Source organism: Chitinibacter sp. S2-10, assembly GCF_046530675.1.
Classification (GTDB): Bacteria; Pseudomonadota; Gammaproteobacteria; order Burkholderiales; family Chitinibacteraceae; genus Chitinibacter.
On the sequence record NZ_CP172558.1, the window covers coordinates 1,725,588 to 1,745,556 of the forward strand.

Genomic DNA, 19,969 nt, shown 5'->3' on the forward strand with positions numbered 1-19,969 from the left:
TTTAGTCTCTGATTTGTATTGATTTTTTCAAAAAATGGCTGGCTGTGGATCAGCGAAAATGATCTTTCCATTTTCGCAATTCGGTAAAAACTTCGACTGATGATTCGGCCTGAAAATCTATGCCGGCGTGTTGCTGAACTTTGGCACGAACGGTGGCCTGATCGCAGCGCAAAAATGGGTTGCTTGCCAGCTCGATCGCCAGTGTCGACGGCAGGCTGGGTTCGCCACGTTCGCGCAATTGCGCTACCTGTGTGGCGCGCGCTTGCAATGCCGGGTTGTCGGGTTCGATTTGCAGTGCAAAACGCAAATTGCTTTGCGTGTATTCATGCGTGCAGCAAACCAGCGTTTCGGCCGGCAGTTGCGCCAGCGTTTGCAGGCTGTTGAACATTTGCTCCGCCGTGCCCTCGAATAATCGGCCGCAACCACTTGAGAACAGCGTGTCGCCGCAGAGCAGAATTCCGGCGCCGTAATAGCTCAAATGATCAAGCGTATGGCCGGGCGTGGCCATTACGCTGAAATTTTCGCCCAGCAGATTCAGCGTTTCACCGCCGCGCAGTGGGCGGTTGATATGGGCGATTTGTTCCGGGCCATAGACGGGCAACTGAGCCTGTTGCGACAAATTAGCCTGCGTGAGTGCGGCCAAACCCGTAATATGATCCCAGTGGTGATGTGTGATCAAAATGCCGGCCAGTTGCAACTCATTGCGAGCTAGCCAATCCAATAAGGGGGCGGCATCGCCCGGATCGACTGCGATGGCCTTGCCGTTCTGGTGGATCACCCAAATATAATTATCTTCATAGGTAGGCACTGCACTGATATTGATGATATTGAGCATGATTAACCATTCCCGGATCTGGCCATGACTGCCGCAGTTGATCATTTTGCCGCCTGGTTGGCGACGCCGCTGGGTCAGTATGTCCGTGACGCCGAAGCGGCATGGTTTGATCGTACCACGGTCGATCTGTTTGGCTATAAAGCCGTTCAGCTTGAGCTGCCGCAAGTGGATTGTCTGCGCGCCAATCGTATGCCGTGGCGGCAGATCGTCGGCCGCGCGGCAGGAACGCAAATCAAATGCCTGCCGGAAGCTTTGCCATTTGCCGAGCAAAGCCTCGATTTGTTGGTGCTGCCGCATACGCTGGATTTTGCGATTGACCCGCACGCGGTATTGCGCGAAGCCGCTCGCGTGCTGATGCCGGAAGGGCGCATACTGATCACCGGATTTAATCCATGGAGCTTATGGGGCTTGCGGCGAATCAAAGCCCGCGAGATTCCATGGCAAGGACACTTCTTGGCGCTCAACCGCTTGAAAGACTGGATTTCACTGCTTGATCTGCAACTGATACGCGGTGAATTCCTGTGCTATCGCCCGCCGCTGCAGCGCAAAGGCTGGCTGGATAAAAGCCGTTTTCTGGATCAGGCTGGCGATAAATTCTGGCCAGCGGGCGGCGGCGTTTATTGTCTGGACGTCGTCAAGCGCGTGCGCGGAATGAATATCATTGAGCCGGACTGGAGTACGGTGATTGTTCCCCAGCGCAGCGCCGCCGCGGCGGTCGAGAAAATGCAGATTCAGGCCAAACAGGATCAGTGCAAATAATACATTGTCAGGTATATTGCTGTATCTGTTTGTAGTTGTTGGCTAGATTGATATACCCCTATGGTTTGTCGCATGCTTTAACCGTGTCGCGCATCGAGCCGATTAATTTTGCCCCTTCTTCGCGATTTTTGGTCGGAATCCGCATATCATGCCCGCTACCCAGATTGCCACCGCCATAGCTGATGACTAGCTCTTCGTCGGATTGCTGGATAAATTGCACGACGGTCAGATTGATAAACCGCTCGGTTTTGCTCTCGGGCGCCGGAATTTTCCACAGGCAGAATGAGGCGGCCTGGCAACTGCCGGCCAGAAACGTGAATACTGCGGCGATGCTGATGTAGCGCATGATGATCTCCTTGTTAACTTTAAAATGGTTTTTGTATGGTCGAAATCTATACCGATGGCGCCTGTAAAGGCAATCCCGGGCCGGGTGGCTGGGGCGCATTTTTGCGTTATGGCGCACATGAAAAAGATTTGTTCGGCGGTGAAGCGCATACGACGAACAATCGCATGGAATTGCTCGCCGTGATTTCAGCGCTCGGCTCTTTAACCCGTGCCTGTGAAGTGACCATCCACACCGATTCGCAATACGTCAAAAACGGGATCGAAACCTGGATTCATGGCTGGAAAAAAAATGGCTGGAAAACCGCCGCCAAGCAGCCGGTCAAAAACGAAGACCTGTGGCGTGCACTCGACGAGCAGGTTACGCGACACAGCGTGCAATGGCGCTGGGTCAAAGGCCACGCCGGCAATCCGGGTAACGAGCGCGCCGATCAGCTGGCCAACCGGGGTGTCGAGTCGGTGTTATCCCGTTAAAGCGCCGCCAGCCTTCATTAATTCTTCATTTTTTGCCACACCCGGATCGTTATACTGCGTTCATGAGAGCGTGCGCAGACGCGCTCAACTAAGCTGCAAATAAACCGATCTATCTAATTAAGTCCAAAAGTTTGCTGTCGTCTTGCGTTCGTCAATTATCGTCAATTGATCAAGAGGGGGTGCCAAACATGATTACCTATTCCAACTCACTTGAAGACTGGCTCGAACTCACCGCGCTGGTTGCACAATTACCCGAAGGCGCCGACTGGGTTCTGGCCATTGGCGAGCAAGATAAACTGGCCGGCCTTGAAATCGGCTACGGCCGCCGCCTGCTTGAAGCGACAATCCGTAATGGGCAATTTTATTACGCCGGCGTCAAAACTGGCGAAGCGTGAGAATAGCCGCAATGTAATAATGGAACGGAAATGAAAAAGGCCTCAGCGTGAGCTGAGGCCTTTACTTTTGTGGGGTGGCTGATGGGGCTCGAACCCACGACAACAGGAATCACAATCCTGGACTCTACCAACTGAGCTACAGCCACCACAAAACTGGTGAATTCTTTTGATTTTTACGAGTTGCTTGGCGCACCCGACAGGAATCGAACCTGTAACCTACGACTTAGAAGGTCGTTGCTCTATCCGGTTGAGCTACGGGAGCTCTACAAACATTCAATTTTTACTGCTTGTATTTCTGGTCGGGGCGGTGGGATTCGAACTCACGACCACCTGGTCCCAAACCAGGTGCGCTACCGGGCTGCGCTACGCCCCGACTAGAGAGGCCGAACTATACGGATTGCCTGGCTTGCCGTCAAGCCCCCGGTGAAAAAATCACGCTCAAAAGTGCAAAAAGTAGCAATCAATGCGAAAATCGCTTTTTTGCACTGATAGCCCGGAGTTTCACCGATGACTGCCCAGATCCTTGATGGTAAAGCCATTTCCCAAGAAATCGTTCGCGAAGTTCGCGCCAAAGTCGATGCGCGGGTAGCGGCGGGAAAACGTGCGCCAGCGCTGGCGGTGATTCTGGTCGGCTCTGATCCGGCTTCACAAGTGTATGTCGGCAATAAAAAACGCCAGTGCGAAAACGCAGGCGTGACCTCATTGGCCTACGATTTGCCTGCAGAAACCAGCGAAGAAGAAGTATTAAAACTCGTTGCCGAGCTGAACCAGAATGATGATGTCGACGGCATTCTGGTGCAATTGCCGCTGCCCAAGCACATCGACGCCGACAAAGTCATTGAGCTGATCGACCCGATCAAAGACGTTGACGGTTTTCACCCGTATAACATTGGCCGTTTAACGCTGAAAATGCCTTTGCTGCGCCCATGCACACCGCGCGGTGTAATGACTTTGCTCGAAAAAACCGGCATTGATCTGGTTGGCAAAGATGCCGTGGTGATTGGCGCCAGCAATATCGTTGGTCGTCCGCAAGCGCTCGAACTGTTACTCGCGCGTGCGACCGTGACTGTTTGCCACAGCAAAACCAAAGATCTGGCCGCCAAAGTGGCTGGTGCGGATGTCGTGGTAGCTGGTGTAGGCATCCCTAATTTTGTCAAAGGCGAGTGGATCAAGCCGGGCGCGGTGGTGATCGACGTCGGTATTAATCGTCTGGAAAGTGGCAAATTGTGCGGTGACGTTGAATTCGATACGGCCAAAGAGCGCGCCAGCTGGATTACACCCGTGCCGGGCGGTGTCGGCCTGATGACGGTCGCGACGCTGATGCAGAATACCTATGACGCTTGCGTAAACCGCAGCAAGTAAGGTGTGAGGAGTAAGGGGTGAGGTGTGCCCCTTGCTCCAGAACTATTGAAAATGCACACCTAACTCCTCACCCCTCACTCCTCACAAGGTTTTAGTAATGGCATACCAACTCGCAAAACCCCTGTTGTTCATGATGGACGCCGAGCGTGCGCATCATGTGGCGTTCAAAGGTCTGGGCTTGCTCAGTGGCATGGGTTTTTTGCGCTCATTCACCCCGACGGTGCCAAAAAATCCGGTCACGGTGATGGGGATCGAATTTCCCAATCCGGTCGGCCTGGCTGCGGGTCTCGATAAAAACGGTGATTACATCGACATTCTGGCCGAGCTGGGTTTTGGCTTTCTGGAAATCGGCACGGTGACGCCACGCGCACAGGCGGGCAATCCGAAACCACGGCTGTTCCGTTTGCCCGAAGCGCGCGGCATTATCAACCGGATGGGCTTTAATAATGATGGCGTTGATAATCTGCTGGAAAACGTTACCCAGTCCCCGTATCGCGGTGTACTCGGCATCAATATTGGCAAAAACGCCGATACCCCTATAGAAAAAGCTGCGGAAGATTATCTGATCGGCCTGCGCAAAGTTTACGGCGCAGCCAGCTATGTCACCGTCAATATTTCCAGCCCGAACACCAAAAATCTGCGTCAGCTGCAACAGGGCGACGAGCTGGGCGGCCTGCTCAAGCAGCTTAAAACCGAGCAGGAAAAGCTGGCCGAACAATATGGCCGCTATGTCCCCATCGCGGTCAAAATCGCGCCTGATCTCGACAGCAACCAGATTCAGGACATTGGCCGCCTGCTGATTGATCACCGCATCGACGGCGTGATCGCCACCAACACGACGCTGTCGCGTGCCGGCGTAGAAAATCTGCGTCACGGTCAGGAAACCGGCGGTTTGTCGGGCGAGCCGGTGCGCGCCAAATCAACGACGGTGATTCGCGAGCTCGCGCAAGTGCTCGACGGCGCGCTGCCGATTATCGGTGTCGGTGGGATTATGTCGGGCGACGACGCGGCCGAAAAAATCCGCGCCGGCGCAGCGCTGGTGCAGGTGTATAGCGGACTGATTTATGAAGGCCCGCAACTGGTCGTCGATTGTGCTGACGCGATTGCGCGCGCGCAGGAACACCTCTGAAACCCGCTTCGTGCCACTGTGATAAGGGCGTTTGTGAATACTGAAGACGAAAAAATCACCCGAACCGTACTCTCATTCGCCCAGCCCGTGCTGGTCGGCCTGCCCAAGCCCTGCTCGAAAGACCAGTTCGCCGGCGTGATGCGCACGGTGCTGACTGTGTGGAATGCGGTGGTCAAAGATCAGCGCGCTGGCGGCAATGAAAACGAAGCTGCAGTACTGGCGGCGATTTCGTCTGCACCGAAAGAGGTGCAATTGATGGTCAAGCGGCTGATCAAGCGCAAGAAGACGAAGTTTGCTGAGGCTAGCCAAGTGATTGGGCAGCATTGGGTGCATGAGCAGGGCGGGGAAGTGTTGTTTGGGTGTGAGGTGGAGTGATTTTGATTTGTTGACAATTGTTGCGTAACAAATTTCTTTATTGATAGTAATTTCTTGCTGCTGCCTAATGGAAATAATAAAGAGGAGTGCTGAGTGATTTTCTCAGAAGAATTTTTACTTAACCTAAAAGAGAATCCTCTTAGTGGTATTGTCATGTTAGTAACATCGACAAGAGATCGACTTGGTAATGATTTTGGTGAGTGGACACAAGAAGAGCACGATACTCTGATTGAAGCTTATGCCCTGGTTTGTGAAGTCGTTGATTCAAAAATATTAAATCTCGAACTTTCGCTTATTGAAATTACAGGTGAGCTTGCCCAAGATTGTTCACAAATTTCACAGTATCTGAACGATTTAGAAACACAATGTCGTATTGAATCATCGAAGTTGAAGTTTCAGTCTTTTCGCTCGAATTTTCGGAATTCGTTCTCTTCCACTTTTTCCTATGAATTTTCTCAAGGGGATTTGGCGAAGATTCAAGAATTAATTAACCAAATTCGTGAGCTAGTGGCTAATGCTAGTGCTTTAGAGCAAGATCATCAACGAAGGTTGTTATTACGCTTGGAAAAACTTCAATCCGAAATACACAAAAAAGTTTCGGATCTTGATCGCTTTTGGGGTTTGATTGGCGATGCTGGCGTGGTTCTTGGAAAGCTGGGTAATGATGCAAAGCCAATCGTAGATCGTATTAAAGAAGTGGCTGATATTGTATGGCGAACTCAATCAAGGGCTGAAGAGTTGCCGAGCGGCACTTCTATTCCTTTACTTGGAAATAAATCGGATGAAAATTAATTAGCCCATAGTTCGGATGAGCCGAAGGCGTTTTCCGACGGTGGTTGAAGGGTTGGGCTGGGTTGGCGGGTATGCCCCGCGGCACCTACTTTCTTTGCTTCGCCAAAGAAAGTAGGCAAAGAAAGGCAATGGGATGGACTCCTCCCTCTGATACGGCATCGATGTGCCAGACTGGAAGTGTCAGCCAACAGTCACACAGAACAAGGAGTCCACCATGTCTATTATCCGCATTGGCCTTGATCTTGCCAAAACCGTTTTTCAAATTCACGGCGTGAATCACAAAGAAGAAGTCATTTGCACTCGACAATTACGTCGGTCGCAATTGCTCGACTTCTTTAAAAAGCTCACTCCTTGCTTGATTGGCATGGAGGCTTGCTCTGGCGCGCATCACTGGGCACGTCAACTGCAATTGATGGGGCATACCGTCAAGCTGATTGCGCCCCAGTTCGTTAAACCCTACGTCAAAGGCAACAAGAACGACGCCAACGATGCGGCCGCTATTTGTGAAGCCGTAGGTCGGCCATCGATGCGCTTTGTGCCCCTCAAAACCATCGCCCAACAAGATTTACAGGCACTGCACCGTATCCGCAGCGAACTGGTGCAGCAGCGCACCGCCAAGGTCAATCAAATCCGTGGTTTGTTGGGGGAGTACGGGATTGTGACGGCTCAACGGATTGAGTCACTGCGCAAAGCATTACCAGAGCTACTGGAGGATGCCGAAAATGGCTTAACCCCCGACTTCCGTGCCCTGCTTAATGGTTTGCGCGATGATCTGGTGTATCTCGACGAGCGAATTGCCACTGCGGATAAACAAGTGCAACAGCAAGCGCGCGAAAATACACAAGCATTACGTTTGCAACAATTACGTGGGATTGGCCCCATTACCGCGACCGCCTTGATTGCAGCGATAGGCCAAGATGCGCATCACTTTAAACGCGGCAGAGACCTCGCCGCTTGGATAGGCTTAACACCGGGGCAGCACAGCAGCGGTGGTAAGGAGCGGTTACTGGGCATCAGCAAGCGGGGCGATACGTATCTGCGCACCTTACTCATTCATGGCGCACGTGCTGTAGTTAAAACGGCATTAGGCAAGACGGATAGGCTGAGTGTATGGATTCAAAGCCTGTGCAGTCGGCGTAACAAAAACATTGCCGCCGTTGCGTTAGCCAATAAAACGGCACGAATGGTGTGGGCATTACTCAGTCGCAATATGGATTATGACCCCGACTTTGGTTTAGCAAGGGGTGAAGTGGTTTGAAGCGTGTAGTAGAAAATGGGGTTTGTAGTGGCAATGTGTAACGAATAAAATCCAGTCCGATTGCGAAGCAAGAAGCAGTGATGGCCAAAAGGTTGAACCGGCGGCAGGCAAACCTGACGGGGTCCAAGTGCGAAAAGCACGTGAAGGCGATGAGGACCTGCCGCGCGAATAGCCCATCATGGCCCGGGTCATTAGGCCCAATGCGAAGGCCGGATATACGTGAGCAGTCGATCCGACAACCAGAACTGTGAAATGCTTGCAAGCTGGGAGGAGTCCATATACGACCCGGGGCGAAGTCGGCTCCGCCGTTCCCTCTCTCGTCGCGAGCCAAACGATAGAGCAGTTTGTCTCGCTCCTCACTCGGCCTTCGCTTTAACGGGAATTCAAAACCAGTTATCCCACCATTGTGGTATTGGGGTATAGGCCTGTAGACCAATCGGTATTTACTCTTTGATTAAATACGGTGGTGGGTATGTCGTAAATCGTTGGGCTGCGTGGATTGCCCGTGGAGCCGCGCCGTTCGGGAGGTGGTCGGCAAGGTTTTAAGACGCGGCTGTTTGAGCTGCGCGACGCTAGCGCGCAGCGAGTTTCCGCGTCGCCTTGCCGATTGCCGGACGGACGGGGTTTCGCGGCGATCGGGCGCGCTGGGGTTGCAAGGGGAGGAGCAAGACCTCCCCTTGCTCGTCAGGCGGGCGAAACCGCCGGTTTACCGCCTGCGTAGCAGGCATAACCATTGTTGGCGCTTATCATTTTTATTTGGTGAAGCAAAGAAAGTATCCCGTTTGCGCGGCGCAGCCGCTTAAAATATGGCTTTTGCAGGCGAGCCCGCTCCCACGAATCCAAATTTGATTTGGATCGTATGTTGTTGAAATGATTATCGGTGCTGGTTTATGGAGGCATACCCCTTGATGTATATTGTTCGGCCTAAGGCGGAAAACGATTATGGATTTTAGTCATTACCTATTGCTGCTCATTGGTGCAGTGCTGGTCAATAATGTGGTGCTGGTGCGTATTCTCGGCTTGTGCCCGTTTATGGGCGTTTCGAAAAAGCTCGAAGCGTCGATCGGCATGGGCTTGGCGACGGCGTTTGTGCTGACGCTGGCGTCGGGGACGTCGTGGATGATCGATCAGCTGTTGATCGCCTGGCATCTGGAATACCTGCGTACGCTGGCTTTCATCGTTGTCATCGCGGCGATCGTGCAGTTCACCGAAATGTTCATTCATAAATCCAGCCCGGTGCTGTATCAGGCACTGGGGATTTATTTGCCACTGATTACGACCAATTGTGCCGTGCTCGGCGTGCCGCTGATCAATTCCACCGCGCGGCATAATCTGCTCGAATCGCTGGTTTTCGGCTTTGGCTCGGCGCTCGGTTTTTCGCTGATTCTGATTCTGTTTGCTGCGATGCGCGAACGACTCGAAGGCGCTGATATTCCGCAGACGTTCAAAGGTACGCCGGCGGCGTTTATTACGGCAGGTTTGATGAGCCTGGCGTTTATGGGTTTTGCAGGATTGGTGAAATGAGTTTCTTGCTAGCACTGGCTGTAATGGCTGGTTTGGCGCTGCTACTGGGCGCAATTCTGGGTTTTGCCGCGATCAAATACAAAGTGGACGAAGACCCGCTGGTCGACAAAATTGACGCGATTTTGCCGCAAACGCAATGCGGCCAATGCGGCTATCCGGGCTGCAAGCCGTACGCAACGGCGATTGCCAATGAAGAAGTCGGCATCAATAAATGCCCGCCGGGTGGCGAAGACGGGATTCGCAAGCTGGCCGAACTGCTCGGCAAGGATTTTGTTCCATTTGACGACGGCGGTAGCGCTGCGCAAAAACCGCATTCGGTCGCGGTGATTCACGAGGAAATCTGTATCGGCTGTACCTTGTGCATTCAGGCTTGCCCGGTTGACGCCATCGTCGGTGCGGCCAAGCATCTGCACACGGTGATCGAATCCGAATGCACCGGCTGCGAGCTGTGCATTGCGCCTTGCCCGGTTGATTGCATCGACATGGTGCCGGTCGGCGAAAACGTCAATAACTGGAAATGGCGCTACCCCGTCATTCAATTGAAGAAGGTGGCCTGATGCTGGAAACCACCCGCGAAATTTTTCCGTTTCATGGCGGTGTGCATCCGCCTGAAATGAAACACCTGTCGAACCGTACGCCGATTATGGCCGGTCCTTTGCCGCAAAAGCTGCTTATTCCGCTGCAACAAAGCATCGGCAATCCGGCCAAAGCGATTGTTGCGGTTGGTGATCGTGTCCTGAAAGGGCAGACCATTGCGCTCGATGACGGCAATGTTTCGGTCGCCGTGCATGCGCCCACTTCGGGAACCATTGTCGCGATTGACGCACAGCAGATTGCGCATCCATCCGGCTTGACGCAATGGTGTATCACGCTCGAGAGCGATGGTCGTGACGAATGGATTGCGCGCGAAAAGTTTGACTGGCGTGCCGCGCAGGCTCGCGGTGACGGCAAAGCGATTCGCGATTATTTGCAGGATATGGGCGTCGTCGGTCTGGGCGGCGCGGTGTTCCCTTCGCATTTGAAACTGGCTGGCCGTGAAGCGCTGGAAACGCTGGTGATCAACGGCGCCGAATGCGAGCCGTATATCACTTGCGACGATCGCTTGATGCGCGAACGCGCGATTGAAATCGTTGCCGGGATTGCCATCGTTCGCCAGTTGCTGAACGCCAGAGAAGTGCTGATCGGCGTCGAAGACAACAAGCCCGAAGCCATCATCGCACTGCGCGAAGCTTTGCAAAACTGCGGTTTTGCCGCCGATGTGGTTGTCGTGCCGACCCTGTATCCGTCGGGCGGTGCCAAGCAGCTGATCAAATTGCTGACCGACAAGGAAGTCCCCAGTGGCGTGCGCTCGACCGATCTGGGTGTGCAATGCTTTAACGTCGCGACGATTTATTCGATTTACGCCGCGCTGGAGCTGGCCGAACCGGTCATTTCGCGCATCGTGACGCTGACTGGCAATGTCGCCAAAGCGGGCAATGTCGAAGCTCTGATCGGTACGCCGATTGACGAGCTGCTCAAATTCGCTGGCGCAGCAACGACGCCGCAATGCATTTACGGCGGCCCGATGATGGGCTTTAACTTGCCGTCGAATCACGTCGGGCTGACCAAGGCCGGCAACTGCGTGATCGTGATGGACGAACAGCATTTTCCCGAAAAACCGCGTGAAATGCCGTGTATTCGTTGCGGTGAGTGTGCCGTCGCTTGTCCGGCCGAGTTACAGCCGATGGACTTGTACTGGTTTGCGCGCAGCAAGAATTTCGGCAAGGCGCAGGAATGGAATCTGTTCGATTGTATCGAATGCGGCGCGTGCGCCTACGTTTGCCCGTCGAGTATCCAGCTCGTTGATTATTACCGATTTGCCAAATCGGAAATCTGGGATGCCGAACGGCAGAAAAAATCGGCCGATCTGGCGCGCGAACGTCACGAATTCAAACAGTTCCGCGAAGAGCGCGAGAAAGAAGAAAAAGCTGCGCGATTAGCGGCGCGAGCTGCGGGTCAATCAGTCCCGGCCAAAGCGGCAACAGAGGCCGCTACTGTGACGGATGTGTCGGGTGATGCCCAGGCGATTGCCGATGAAAAAGCGGCCAAAATCAAAGCGGCCATGGCGCGTGCTGCGGCGAAAAAAGCCGAGGAAGGTGGAGCAGCACCACCGCCGTCGCCCAATTCCGAAGCAAAAATCCCGAATTTTGTCAGCCCGGAAAAGGCCGCCAAAATTAAAGAGAGCATGGAAAAACGCGCCGCCGAAAAAGCCGAGCTTGAGGCAATGAGCCCCGAGCAGCGTGCGGCGCGTGACGCCGAACGTGCCGCCAAGATTGAGGCTGCCAAAGCTGCTGCAGCAGCCAAAAAAGCCGCCGCTGCAGATACTCCAGTGGAGAATATTGCTGCAGAGCAGGCTGGTCCTGTTGTGCAGGAGAATACCCCAGCGATTGATGAAGAGAAAGCAGCCAAAATTCGTGCCGCAATGGCAGCTGCGGCAGCCAGAAAAGCGGGCAGCGCTGAAGTTGCAGATACCCCTGCCGGGGATGTTGCTGCAGCGCAAGTTGAGAAAGAGCTTGCTGGTGATACCCCTGTAGAGACTAAGCAGGCAATTGATCCGGAAAAAGCTGCGAAAATTCGCGAAGCGATGGCGGCGGCAGCCGCAAAAAAAGCGGCAAATGCTTTGAAGAAGAAAGCCGCAGAAGACGAGGGTAAAGCATGATCCGTACATCGCCGTTTGTCGTAAAACCGACGCCATTGCAGGTGGTGATGCTCAAAGTCGCCGGTGCCTTGCTGCCCGGCATCGCCGCCTATGTTTATGTGTTTGGTGCCGGGATTTTGCTGCAATTGCTGCTGGCTACCGCGACTGCGCTGGCGTGTGAAGCGGCCTGTCTGAAGTTGCGCGATTACCCGGTCAAACCTTTTATCACCGACGGCTCGGCTATCGTCACCGCCTGGCTGCTGGCGCTCTCGCTGCCGCCTTTGTCTGCGTGGTGGATGGTTGTGTTGGCGACGCTGATTGCAATTGGTTTGGCCAAACATTTGTTCGGCGGGCTAGGGCAGAACCCGTTTAATCCGGCGATGATCGGCTTTGCGGTCATGATCGTGTCTTTTCCGGCGCAAATGAGCCGCTGGAACGCGCCGCTATCATTGCCACATGACGATCTGAACGTCTGGCAGCAGTTCGGGTATATCCTGACAGGCCAATTGCCACAAGGCCTATCGTTCGATACCCTGGCATCGGCAACGCCGCTTGACGCGGTGAAAACGGCTTTGATGCAATCTCATTCTATGAGCGAGATTTTTTCCGGTGCGATTTTTCAGGCTGGCTGGTTGCCCAGTGAAATGGGCTGGATTGCCGCAGCTTATTTGCTCGGCGGATTGTTTCTGTTGCAACAGCGCGTGATCCAGTGGCAGCTGCCGGTCTCGTTTCTGGCTGCGCTGGCTGGTTTTTCCGGCCTGTTTTATCTGGTTGATCCGGCGAATTACACCGACCCGCTGTTTCACCTGTTCAGCGGTGCGGCGATGCTGGGCGCTTTCTTTATCGCGACCGACCCGGTGACTGCGCCGACCACGCCGCGTGGCCGGCTGATTTATGGCGCGCTAATCGGTTTGCTGACCTGGCTGATCCGTACTTACGGCGGTTACCCCGATGGCGTCGCTTTCGCCGTGATCATCATGAATATTGCCACGCCCTTTATCGACCAGTACACGCAACCGGCCGTCTTCGGCCGCAAGGCCGAACAAAGCACTCGCCGCAAGACCGAACAAAATGTCAGTCGGAAAACGGCAGACCAGAAAGGGGCGAAGCCATGAAAACCATGGTGCAAAATGGCGTTCGTGGCGCCCTGACGCTGTTTGTTTTTGCGCTGGTGTTCACCGCGCTGATGGCCGGCACGTATGCGCTGACCAAAGAGATTGTCGCGAGCAATGAAAAGCGCGCCAAAATCGCACTGCTCGCGCAGGTCTTGCCCAAAGGCAGCTTTGATAACGATATTCTGGCCGATGCGATCACCCAGGACGCGGCAACGCTGAAACAACTCAATAGCGAGCCGGGCGCGCAGATCTTTCGCGCCAGAAAAAACGGGCAGGCGAACGCCGTGGTGATCGAAACCGTCGCACCTGATGGCTATTCAGGCAAAATCAAATTGCTGGTCGGCGTTGCCAAAGACGGTGCGGTACTTGGTGTACGTGTGGTCGCGCACAAGGAAACGCCGGGGCTGGGCGATTATATCGACGCGGCCAAGTCGGACTGGATTTTAGGCTTTGATGGCAAATCCTTGACCCAGCCTGAAGCGGATCGCTGGAAAGTTAAAAAAGACGGCGGCGCATTTGATTCGACCGCAGGGGCGACGATCAGCCCGCGCGCGCTCGTCAAGGCAGTCAAAAATACGCTGGAATTTGTCGCGGCGCAGCAGGGTGCGCTGTTTGGAGGTCAATGATGAACTGGTCTGAAGCCAAGGCAATTATTTACAACAGTATCTGGAAACAGAATCAGGGTGTGGTCGCGATTCTGGGGATGTGTCCGGTGCTGGTGATGTCGAACAATATCGTCAACGGCGTTTCGCTCGGTCTGGCCACCAGCGTTGTGATGCTGATTTCGGGCGCGGCGATTGCGGCGATCCGCGAGTTTGTTCCGAACGAACTGCGCGCACCAATTTTCATTCTGATTATTGCGGCGCTGGTGACGATGGTCGATTTGCTGATGAATTCCTACGTGCATGAGCTGTATCTGGTGCTGGGGATTTTTATTCCGCTGATTACGACCAACTGTATTGTACTGGCGCGCGCCGAAGCGTTTGCATCGAAAAACTCGGTCAGCCATTCGGCGCTTGATGGTTTTTTTATGGGACTGGGGCTGACGCTGGTACTGGCGATTCTGGGGGCCGGGCGCGAGCTGATCGGCAGCGGCACTTTATTCTCAAGTATCGATCTGGTTTTTGGCCCCGCAGCCAAATCGCTGATCATCCATGTCATCCCGGCCGAATATAACTACCAATTCCTGTTCGCCATCCTGCCACCCGGCGCGTTTATCGGGCTGGGTTTTCTGATTGCCGGCAAACAGGCGCTCGATCGGCGTGCGGAAGTCAGGGCTGCAGCTAGGCACGCAGCGCTAAATGCTGTGCCGGAGCTGGCACAGTAGGCCTGTATGAGGCAGGAAGATACAAACGGCACAAGAGTGCCGTTTTTTAAGTGCTGTGGGGTATAGGGCTGGAAATACAAAGGGGTTTAGCTTTCAAAGCTAAACCCCTTTGGGTATTCATGGTGCTCGGGACCGGAATCGAACCGGTACACCTTTCGGCGAGGGATTTTAAGTCCCTTGTGTCTACCTATTTCACCACCCGAGCATGGGTGCAAATTCTAGCAGCCTACTATCAGGCTTGCCAGTCTCTGCTACAAAAAAGCCCAGCAGTGCTGGGCTTTTATTTTGGAGGCGGAGGCCGGAATCGAACCGGCGTGAACGGATTTGCAATCCGCGGCATAACCATTTTGCTACCCCGCCTTAAGGGGTAAAGAAAGTATCAAAACTACTTTCTTTGAAAATTTGGAGCGGGATAAGAGGCTCGAACTCTCGACCTATACCTTGGCAAGGTATCGCTCTACCAACTGAGCTAATCCCGCATCGGTGTTGCGGCAATGTATGGAGCGGGATAAGAGGCTCGAACTCTCGACCTATACCTTGGCAAGGTATCGCTCTACCAACTGAGCTAATCCCGCATCATGTATTGCTGGCAATGTATGGAGCGGGATAAGAGGCTCGAACTCTCGACCTATACCTTGGCAAGGTATCGCTCTACCAACTGAGCTAATCCCGCATCGCAAACTGCCTGATGCTTGTGTACTACGCCAGTATTACTTGTTGGAGCGGGATAAGAGGCTCGAACTCTCGACCTATACCTTGGCAAGGTATCGCTCTACCAACTGAGCTAATCCCGCATCCGATCTGCATTTCAGAGTGATTTGCAGAGGAGCGCAATTATGGCCAAGCACAGGGGGAGTGTCAAGCTTTGTAAATGGACTTTTTCAATAAATCTTGATTTTATTCATCAAAATTACCTCGTCCGGGGCAGAGGCTAGTCGCGTTGGCGTGATAAGATACGCCCATGAATTTATGCGCCGGCCGATGGCTTGTGCCGGATGCTGCATTTTTACCGAGTTTGATCGAGGATAGCTTGATATGCCACGCGTTGTGACCCTTGCCCATTACTACACCGCTCCTGAAATCCAGCAAATGGCCGACAAGGTGGGCGATAGTCTGGAGTTGTCTCTGTTCGCACGCGATGCCGATGCCGATATTATCGTTTTTGCCGGCGTGCGTTTTATGGCTGAAACCGCCAAAATCCTGAATCCGCATGCCACGGTGATTTTGCCTGACGCCGGTTCGACCTGTTCGCTGGTGACGCAGACTGACGTCAGCGCGCTCAAGGCCTGGCGAGAAGCGCATCCCGATCACGTACACGTGTCGTACATCAACAGCTCGGCCGAACACAAGGCGCTGAGCGACTGGATCGTGACCAGCCGCAATGTCGACGACATCATTGCTCACTTGTACGCCGAGGGCAAACAAGTCATCTTCTCGCCCGACCGCAATATGGGCGCGTATCTGAATTTCCAGCATGGCTACGATATGCCACTGTGGTCGGCGGTGTGCGAGGTGCACGACAAATTCAACCAGAACGCGCTGGACGAAGCGTTTGCCGCCTGCACGACGGCCAAATACCTGATTGCGCATCCGGAAAGCCCATTACCGGTGCTCAAGCAGGCTGATTATGTTGGCTCGACCTCGGGCATGCTCAACTGGATCAAGTCATTCGACAAAGAGGCTGACGCAGCGATTTTCGTCGCAACTGAAGATGGCATTTTGTACAACATGCGCCAGGCACGCCCTGATCTGAATATCGAGCAGGCGCCAATTTACGCCGGGTGCCAGTGCAATTCCTGCCCGTATATGAAGATGAACACCATCGAGGCAGTAAAGCGCGCGCAAGCGGGGCAGGGTACGGTCATCGATTACCTGAGCGAGGCCGATATGGATGCGGCGCGTTTGCCGATTGAGCGGATGCTGGAGTTTTCGCAGCGTTACTATGCTTGATCTAAGTTCGCTGTATTAAACAAAAAGCCCGCAGAATTCGCGGGCTTTTTGTTGGGTATTGCTTTGTAGCTTAATTTAGCATTGATCTGTAGAGAGATACCCCTAATTGAGCGCGGCAAGCAATTTGCCGTGAATCCCACCAAAGCCGCCATTGCTCATCACCAGAATTTGATCGCCTGATTTGGCCTCAGTCACAATCGCGGCGATCAGCGTGTCCAGCTCGGTGAAACTTTGTGCTTTCGCTCCCAGTGGCGCGAGCGCTTCCGATGTGTCCCAGCCCAGATTGGCGCCATAGCAAAACACCCTATCAGCCTCGACCAGGCTGCCGGGCAACGCTTCTTTCATCGTACCCAGTTTCATCGTGTTTGAGCGTGGCTCGAGTACGGCCAGAATGCGCTGCGTGCCCACCTTCGCACGCAGGCCAGTCACGGTGGTGGCAATCGCGGTGGGGTGGTGGGCAAAATCATCGTACACGGTGATGCCGTTGACCACGCCTTTGATTTCCATTCGGCGTTTGACGTTTTCAAACCGGCTCAACGCTTCAATCGCCACTTGCGGCGTCACGCCCACATGGCGGGCAGCGGCAATCGCGGCGAGCGCGTTGTGCGCGTTGTGCTCGCCCATCAGGCTCCAAACGAGGCGGCTTTGTGGCTCGCCATTGAACAGCACATCAAAGCCGTCGGAATAGATCGTGCCCAGCGCCCAGCCGTCCTTACCTGCTTGGCTTGCGAAGTGCTCGACTTCAGACCAGCAGCCACGTTCCAGCACGCGGTGCAGGCTGTCTTCCTTGCCATTGACGATGACGCGGCCTTGACCGGGGACGGTGCGGATCAGATGGTGGAACTGCGTTTCAATCGCCGCCAGATCAGCAAAAATATCGGCGTGGTCAAATTCCAGATTGTTCAGAATCGCCGTGCGCGGACGGTAGTGAACAAATTTGCTGCGTTTGTCGAAAAACGCCGTGTCATATTCGTCGGCCTCGATAACGAAGAACGGCGATGTGCTCGCCGCATCCAGCCGAGGTTTGCCCGGCGCGCGTGCGGAAACGCCGAAGTTTTCCGGAATCCCGCCAACGAGAAAGCCGGGAGACAGACCTGCGTCTTCCAGAATCCACGCCAGCATCGATGTTGTCGTCGTTTTGCCGTGCGTTCCGGCTACGGCCAATACCCATTTATCGCGCAGCAAATGCTCGCCCAGCCACTGCGGGCCCGAGGTATACGGCAGGCCAGCGTTTAAAATCGCCTCCATCAGCGGCATACCCCGTTTGACGACATTGCCGATGACAAATAAATCGGGTTTGAGCGAGAGCTGTTCCTCGCCAAAGCCTTCGATCAGTTCAATCCCCAGATTTTCCAGTTGCGTCGACATTGGCGGGTAGACATTCGCATCGCAGCCCGTGACCTTGTGCCCGGCTTCGCGAGCCAACGCGGCGATGCCGCCCATGAAGGTGCCACAAATGCCCAAAATATGTATATGCATACCAAGCCTTATTGACCGAACGCTAGGCTCTGTTGACGTTTTGTTTGCGAATCCCGTTTGTGCTGATTTTGGCCTGAAACAAGGCACGGAGCACGCTACATAGTCATTCTATGTAAGAGCTTCGTAACGCAGTATCAGGCCAAAAACAGCCAAACCCTTCAGGGCTGGGCGCTTTTTTTGATGACTCTGCGTTATTGCCTGCTCACATAGAATGACTATGCCTCGCAGCCAATGCCTTGATTCATCCAAAAAATCGCTCCAGCGGGATCGTAAACAAAACGTCAACAGAGCCTGGGGCTCGGTAATCATTGATTTGAAATAAATAGTTGCGTCATTGTAACGAACTTGCTTGGCTAAGTCTGCGCTCACGCCTTACAATCGTCAGCCTAGGGTTTTGTTGATGCTGGGTTTTACAGACTCGCGTTTTGGATGTTTTTATTAGGTCATTGTTATGTCAACCGCAACCCCGGTGAATCCGGTAGAAATTGCCCGTATTGCGCTGAAACGGATTTCCGAGCGCGGCTTGCCGCCGACACCGGACAATTATTCGCAATTTTATAATGCCATCGTCACGATCAAATCGCCGGAAAGCAAAACCGCGTCTGAAATGCAGCTGGCGTGGCAGGTGTTGTACAAGCTTGATGATGCGGCTTACGACATGGGCGGTGTGGCCGATGGTTTACTGAGTCAGTTGTCCGGTTCGACATCGATGATGCAGGATAGTCTGGGCGATCTGCATGCCGTGCGTGAAGCGCATGCAGCGCAAAAGCTGGCTCCGGAAGAAACCCACGCCAGCTTGACCAATTTACTCAATGCCGTGATTAATACCACGCACGATGTGCATTCGACCGTGCTGGGTTCGCAATCCGAGCTGCAGACCATTCGTGATTCAATCCGGCATATCGAGGATGATTTGGCCTTTAACCGCAAAGTGCTCGAGCAGGACGCGCTGACGGGGGCACTGAATCGCCAGGGGCTTGATCATTTGCTGATGCGCGAAGTCAAACGGGCGCAGCGCGAGAAGCAGGGTTTGACTGCAGCCTTAATTAGCCTGGATGATTTCAAAACCATCAATGATCAGTTCAGCCATCAGGTTGGCGATCAGGTTTTGCTTCATCTGGTGACGCTGGCCAAGGCCGTTTTGCGCGAGTCGGATTTTCTGGTGCGCTATGGCACCGAGGAATTTCTGATTTTACTGGTCGACACCGAAGTGAAAGGCGCGGCCTATGTGATCGACCGCTTGCACCTGGTCACTGCGCGTACGCCCTATATGCTGGAAACCAAACGCATTGATTTGCGCTTTTCGACCGGCATTGCGCAACTGCGCGAAGACGAAAATGGCTTGGCGATGGTTTTGCGTGCCGATGAGGCGCTTTATCGCGCCAAAAACAGCGGCCGCAACAAAACCGAAATCACCGACTGAGGTCGGTCGCCCGCCATTTGCTCAAGTGGCGATCAGGCTTTGATAGCCGTTGCGAATGACGAGCGCGGCAAAATACAGGTAGAGCAAGGCTGATGCGATGTGGCAGCCTTGCTTGAAACGCGAGCCCAGCGTTTTGCCGCCATGATGGGCCGTGAACGTCAGAAAGAGTGTCCAGGCGATCCCGCCGAGAAAAAAACCACCAAGAAACTCGATTGTGCTGCGCCATGTTCCGTCGGTGGCTTGCGCAATCAAGGTGCCGCCGACTGCGGCAAACCACAGTAGCGAAGAGGGTGATGCCATCGCCAGTGTTGCGCCGCGAATAAACAGATGCCGACGCCTTGGCAATGGCGGGTGTTCACCTTCGCTGCGTGATGCGTCGAGCAAGGCTTCACGCGCCATTTTGAACGCCAGCCACAGCAGCAGGCTGCCACCGCCCAGCCAGGTCAGCCATTGTACCCAGACAAATTGCAGCAGAAAGCTCATTCCGGCCAGCGCCAGCAGCGCATAGAACAGATCGCCAAAGCATGAGCCAAAGCCCATCCACAATGCGGCTTTGCGACCATATTTCAGCGTCACATCAATCAGTGCGACGTTGACAATCCCGATGTCAAGGCACAGTGACAGCGAGAGCAAAAAACCAGTAAAGAAAATATCCATCCGACTCGCAAACCAAACGTCAGCAGCGCCTAGCTTAGCCGGGGGGGGGTTGGCTGCCTATTAGGGAAGGTCTTGATTATGGGTATGTCTATAAAG

20 protein-coding genes and 9 tRNA genes are annotated in these 19,969 nt (G+C 54.0%); 16 read left to right on the forward strand and 13 right to left on the reverse strand.

What is annotated here, in order from left to right:
* Positions 1 to 49: 49 nt before the first annotated feature.
* Positions 50 to 880 carry a hydroxyacylglutathione hydrolase gene (gene gloB / locus ACG2XO_RS08165; RefSeq protein WP_410497498.1) on the reverse strand — a complete coding sequence of 277 codons (831 nt, stop codon included), beginning with the start codon at positions 878 to 880 and terminating at the stop codon, positions 50 to 52.
* Here gloB and ACG2XO_RS08170 point away from each other — a divergent pair.
* Positions 860 to 1,594 (forward strand): class I SAM-dependent methyltransferase, encoded by a 735-nt coding sequence (locus ACG2XO_RS08170; RefSeq protein ID WP_410497499.1) that lies wholly within the window; start codon positions 860 to 862, stop codon positions 1,592 to 1,594. The two genes, gloB and ACG2XO_RS08170, sit on opposite strands and share 21 nt — an antisense overlap.
* A gap of 58 nt (positions 1,595 to 1,652) precedes the next feature.
* On the opposite strand, the gene ACG2XO_RS08175 is transcribed toward ACG2XO_RS08170, so the two are convergent.
* A complete protein-coding gene (locus tag ACG2XO_RS08175; protein ID WP_410497500.1) occupies positions 1,653 to 1,940 on the reverse strand; it encodes a hypothetical protein in 288 nt (95 codons plus the stop codon).
* Between the two features lie 35 nt (positions 1,941 to 1,975).
* Between ACG2XO_RS08175 and rnhA the strand changes: the two genes are divergently transcribed.
* Positions 1,976 to 2,410, forward strand: coding sequence for a ribonuclease HI (rnhA, locus tag ACG2XO_RS08180; protein ID WP_410497501.1), 435 nt, complete (start codon positions 1,976 to 1,978; stop codon positions 2,408 to 2,410).
* A 188-nt stretch (positions 2,411 to 2,598) separates the two neighbouring features.
* The gene (locus ACG2XO_RS08185; RefSeq protein ID WP_410497502.1) at positions 2,599 to 2,805 is read left to right on the forward strand and encodes a hypothetical protein; all 207 of its coding nucleotides are present in this window, start codon (positions 2,599 to 2,601) and stop codon (positions 2,803 to 2,805) included.
* 70 nt (positions 2,806 to 2,875) lie between these two features.
* Here ACG2XO_RS08185 and ACG2XO_RS08190 read toward each other — a convergent pair.
* The 3 genes from ACG2XO_RS08190 to ACG2XO_RS08200 form a co-directional block, all read right to left on the reverse strand.
* Positions 2,876 to 2,951 (reverse strand) — tRNA-His (locus ACG2XO_RS08190).
* Between the two features lie 39 nt (positions 2,952 to 2,990).
* Positions 2,991 to 3,067, reverse strand: a tRNA-Arg gene (locus tag ACG2XO_RS08195).
* A gap of 34 nt (positions 3,068 to 3,101) precedes the next feature.
* A tRNA-Pro gene (locus ACG2XO_RS08200) sits at positions 3,102 to 3,178 on the reverse strand.
* A gap of 134 nt (positions 3,179 to 3,312) precedes the next feature.
* Here ACG2XO_RS08200 and folD point away from each other — a divergent pair.
* From folD to ACG2XO_RS08255, 11 genes are all read left to right on the forward strand, one after another.
* The gene (folD, locus tag ACG2XO_RS08205) at positions 3,313 to 4,167 is read left to right on the forward strand and encodes a bifunctional methylenetetrahydrofolate dehydrogenase/methenyltetrahydrofolate cyclohydrolase FolD (protein WP_410497503.1); all 855 of its coding nucleotides are present in this window, start codon (positions 3,313 to 3,315) and stop codon (positions 4,165 to 4,167) included.
* 97 nt (positions 4,168 to 4,264) lie between these two features.
* The gene (locus tag ACG2XO_RS08210) at positions 4,265 to 5,296 is read left to right on the forward strand and encodes a quinone-dependent dihydroorotate dehydrogenase (RefSeq protein WP_410497504.1); all 1,032 of its coding nucleotides are present in this window, start codon (positions 4,265 to 4,267) and stop codon (positions 5,294 to 5,296) included.
* A 33-nt stretch (positions 5,297 to 5,329) separates the two neighbouring features.
* On the forward strand, positions 5,330 to 5,671 hold the full coding sequence (locus ACG2XO_RS08215; RefSeq protein ID WP_410497505.1) for a hypothetical protein: 342 nt from the start codon (positions 5,330 to 5,332) through the stop codon (positions 5,669 to 5,671).
* A 93-nt stretch (positions 5,672 to 5,764) separates the two neighbouring features.
* Complete coding sequence (locus tag ACG2XO_RS08220; protein WP_410497506.1) at positions 5,765 to 6,463, forward strand: hypothetical protein; 699 nt, start codon at positions 5,765 to 5,767, stop codon at positions 6,461 to 6,463.
* Between the two features lie 214 nt (positions 6,464 to 6,677).
* Positions 6,678 to 7,721 carry an IS110 family transposase gene (locus ACG2XO_RS08225; RefSeq protein ID WP_410497507.1) on the forward strand — a complete coding sequence of 348 codons (1,044 nt, stop codon included), beginning with the start codon at positions 6,678 to 6,680 and terminating at the stop codon, positions 7,719 to 7,721.
* 942 nt (positions 7,722 to 8,663) lie between these two features.
* Entirely contained in the window at positions 8,664 to 9,245 is a 582-nt protein-coding gene (rsxA, locus tag ACG2XO_RS08230) for an electron transport complex subunit RsxA (protein ID WP_410497508.1), read from the forward strand.
* Positions 9,242 to 9,802, forward strand: a complete 561-nt coding sequence (rsxB, locus tag ACG2XO_RS08235) for an electron transport complex subunit RsxB (RefSeq protein ID WP_410497509.1) — start codon at positions 9,242 to 9,244, stop codon at positions 9,800 to 9,802. Before rsxA ends, rsxB begins: the two co-directional genes overlap by 4 nt.
* Positions 9,802 to 11,943, forward strand: a complete 2,142-nt coding sequence (gene rsxC / locus ACG2XO_RS08240; RefSeq protein WP_410497510.1) for an electron transport complex subunit RsxC — start codon at positions 9,802 to 9,804, stop codon at positions 11,941 to 11,943. The genes rsxB and rsxC overlap by 1 nt, the downstream gene beginning before the upstream one ends.
* Positions 11,940 to 13,037, forward strand: coding sequence for an electron transport complex subunit RsxD (gene rsxD / locus ACG2XO_RS08245; RefSeq protein WP_410497511.1), 1,098 nt, complete (start codon positions 11,940 to 11,942; stop codon positions 13,035 to 13,037). Before rsxC ends, rsxD begins: the two co-directional genes overlap by 4 nt.
* On the forward strand, positions 13,034 to 13,663 hold the full coding sequence (gene rsxG / locus ACG2XO_RS08250) for an electron transport complex subunit RsxG (RefSeq protein WP_410497512.1): 630 nt from the start codon (positions 13,034 to 13,036) through the stop codon (positions 13,661 to 13,663). Before rsxD ends, rsxG begins: the two co-directional genes overlap by 4 nt.
* Positions 13,660 to 14,364, forward strand: coding sequence for an electron transport complex subunit E (locus ACG2XO_RS08255; protein WP_410497513.1), 705 nt, complete (start codon positions 13,660 to 13,662; stop codon positions 14,362 to 14,364). The genes rsxG and ACG2XO_RS08255 overlap by 4 nt, the downstream gene beginning before the upstream one ends.
* Positions 14,365 to 14,484: 120 nt before the next feature.
* Here ACG2XO_RS08255 and ACG2XO_RS08260 read toward each other — a convergent pair.
* The 6 genes from ACG2XO_RS08260 to ACG2XO_RS08285 form a co-directional block, all read right to left on the reverse strand.
* Positions 14,485 to 14,569 (reverse strand) — tRNA-Leu (locus tag ACG2XO_RS08260).
* 81 nt (positions 14,570 to 14,650) lie between these two features.
* Positions 14,651 to 14,724, reverse strand: a tRNA-Cys gene (locus ACG2XO_RS08265).
* Between the two features lie 43 nt (positions 14,725 to 14,767).
* Positions 14,768 to 14,843: transfer RNA gene (locus ACG2XO_RS08270), tRNA-Gly, on the reverse strand.
* A gap of 20 nt (positions 14,844 to 14,863) precedes the next feature.
* A tRNA-Gly gene (locus ACG2XO_RS08275) sits at positions 14,864 to 14,939 on the reverse strand.
* Between the two features lie 22 nt (positions 14,940 to 14,961).
* Positions 14,962 to 15,037: transfer RNA gene (locus ACG2XO_RS08280), tRNA-Gly, on the reverse strand.
* A gap of 45 nt (positions 15,038 to 15,082) precedes the next feature.
* A tRNA-Gly gene (locus ACG2XO_RS08285) sits at positions 15,083 to 15,158 on the reverse strand.
* Between the two features lie 241 nt (positions 15,159 to 15,399).
* Between ACG2XO_RS08285 and nadA the strand changes: the two genes are divergently transcribed.
* Positions 15,400 to 16,314, forward strand: a complete 915-nt coding sequence (gene nadA, locus ACG2XO_RS08290) for a quinolinate synthase NadA (protein ID WP_410497514.1) — start codon at positions 15,400 to 15,402, stop codon at positions 16,312 to 16,314.
* A 102-nt stretch (positions 16,315 to 16,416) separates the two neighbouring features.
* Here the strand turns inward: nadA and mpl are convergent, their stop codons facing one another.
* Complete coding sequence (gene mpl / locus ACG2XO_RS08295) at positions 16,417 to 17,793, reverse strand: UDP-N-acetylmuramate:L-alanyl-gamma-D-glutamyl-meso-diaminopimelate ligase (RefSeq protein WP_410497515.1); 1,377 nt, start codon at positions 17,791 to 17,793, stop codon at positions 16,417 to 16,419.
* 451 nt (positions 17,794 to 18,244) lie between these two features.
* Here mpl and ACG2XO_RS08300 point away from each other — a divergent pair, with 451 nt between their 5' ends.
* Complete coding sequence (locus ACG2XO_RS08300; RefSeq protein WP_410497516.1) at positions 18,245 to 19,216, forward strand: GGDEF domain-containing protein; 972 nt, start codon at positions 18,245 to 18,247, stop codon at positions 19,214 to 19,216.
* 21 nt (positions 19,217 to 19,237) lie between these two features.
* On the opposite strand, the gene ACG2XO_RS08305 is transcribed toward ACG2XO_RS08300, so the two are convergent.
* Positions 19,238 to 19,873 (reverse strand): LysE family translocator, encoded by a 636-nt coding sequence (locus ACG2XO_RS08305; RefSeq protein WP_410497517.1) that lies wholly within the window; start codon positions 19,871 to 19,873, stop codon positions 19,238 to 19,240.
* Between the last annotated feature and the right edge of the window lie 96 nt (positions 19,874 to 19,969).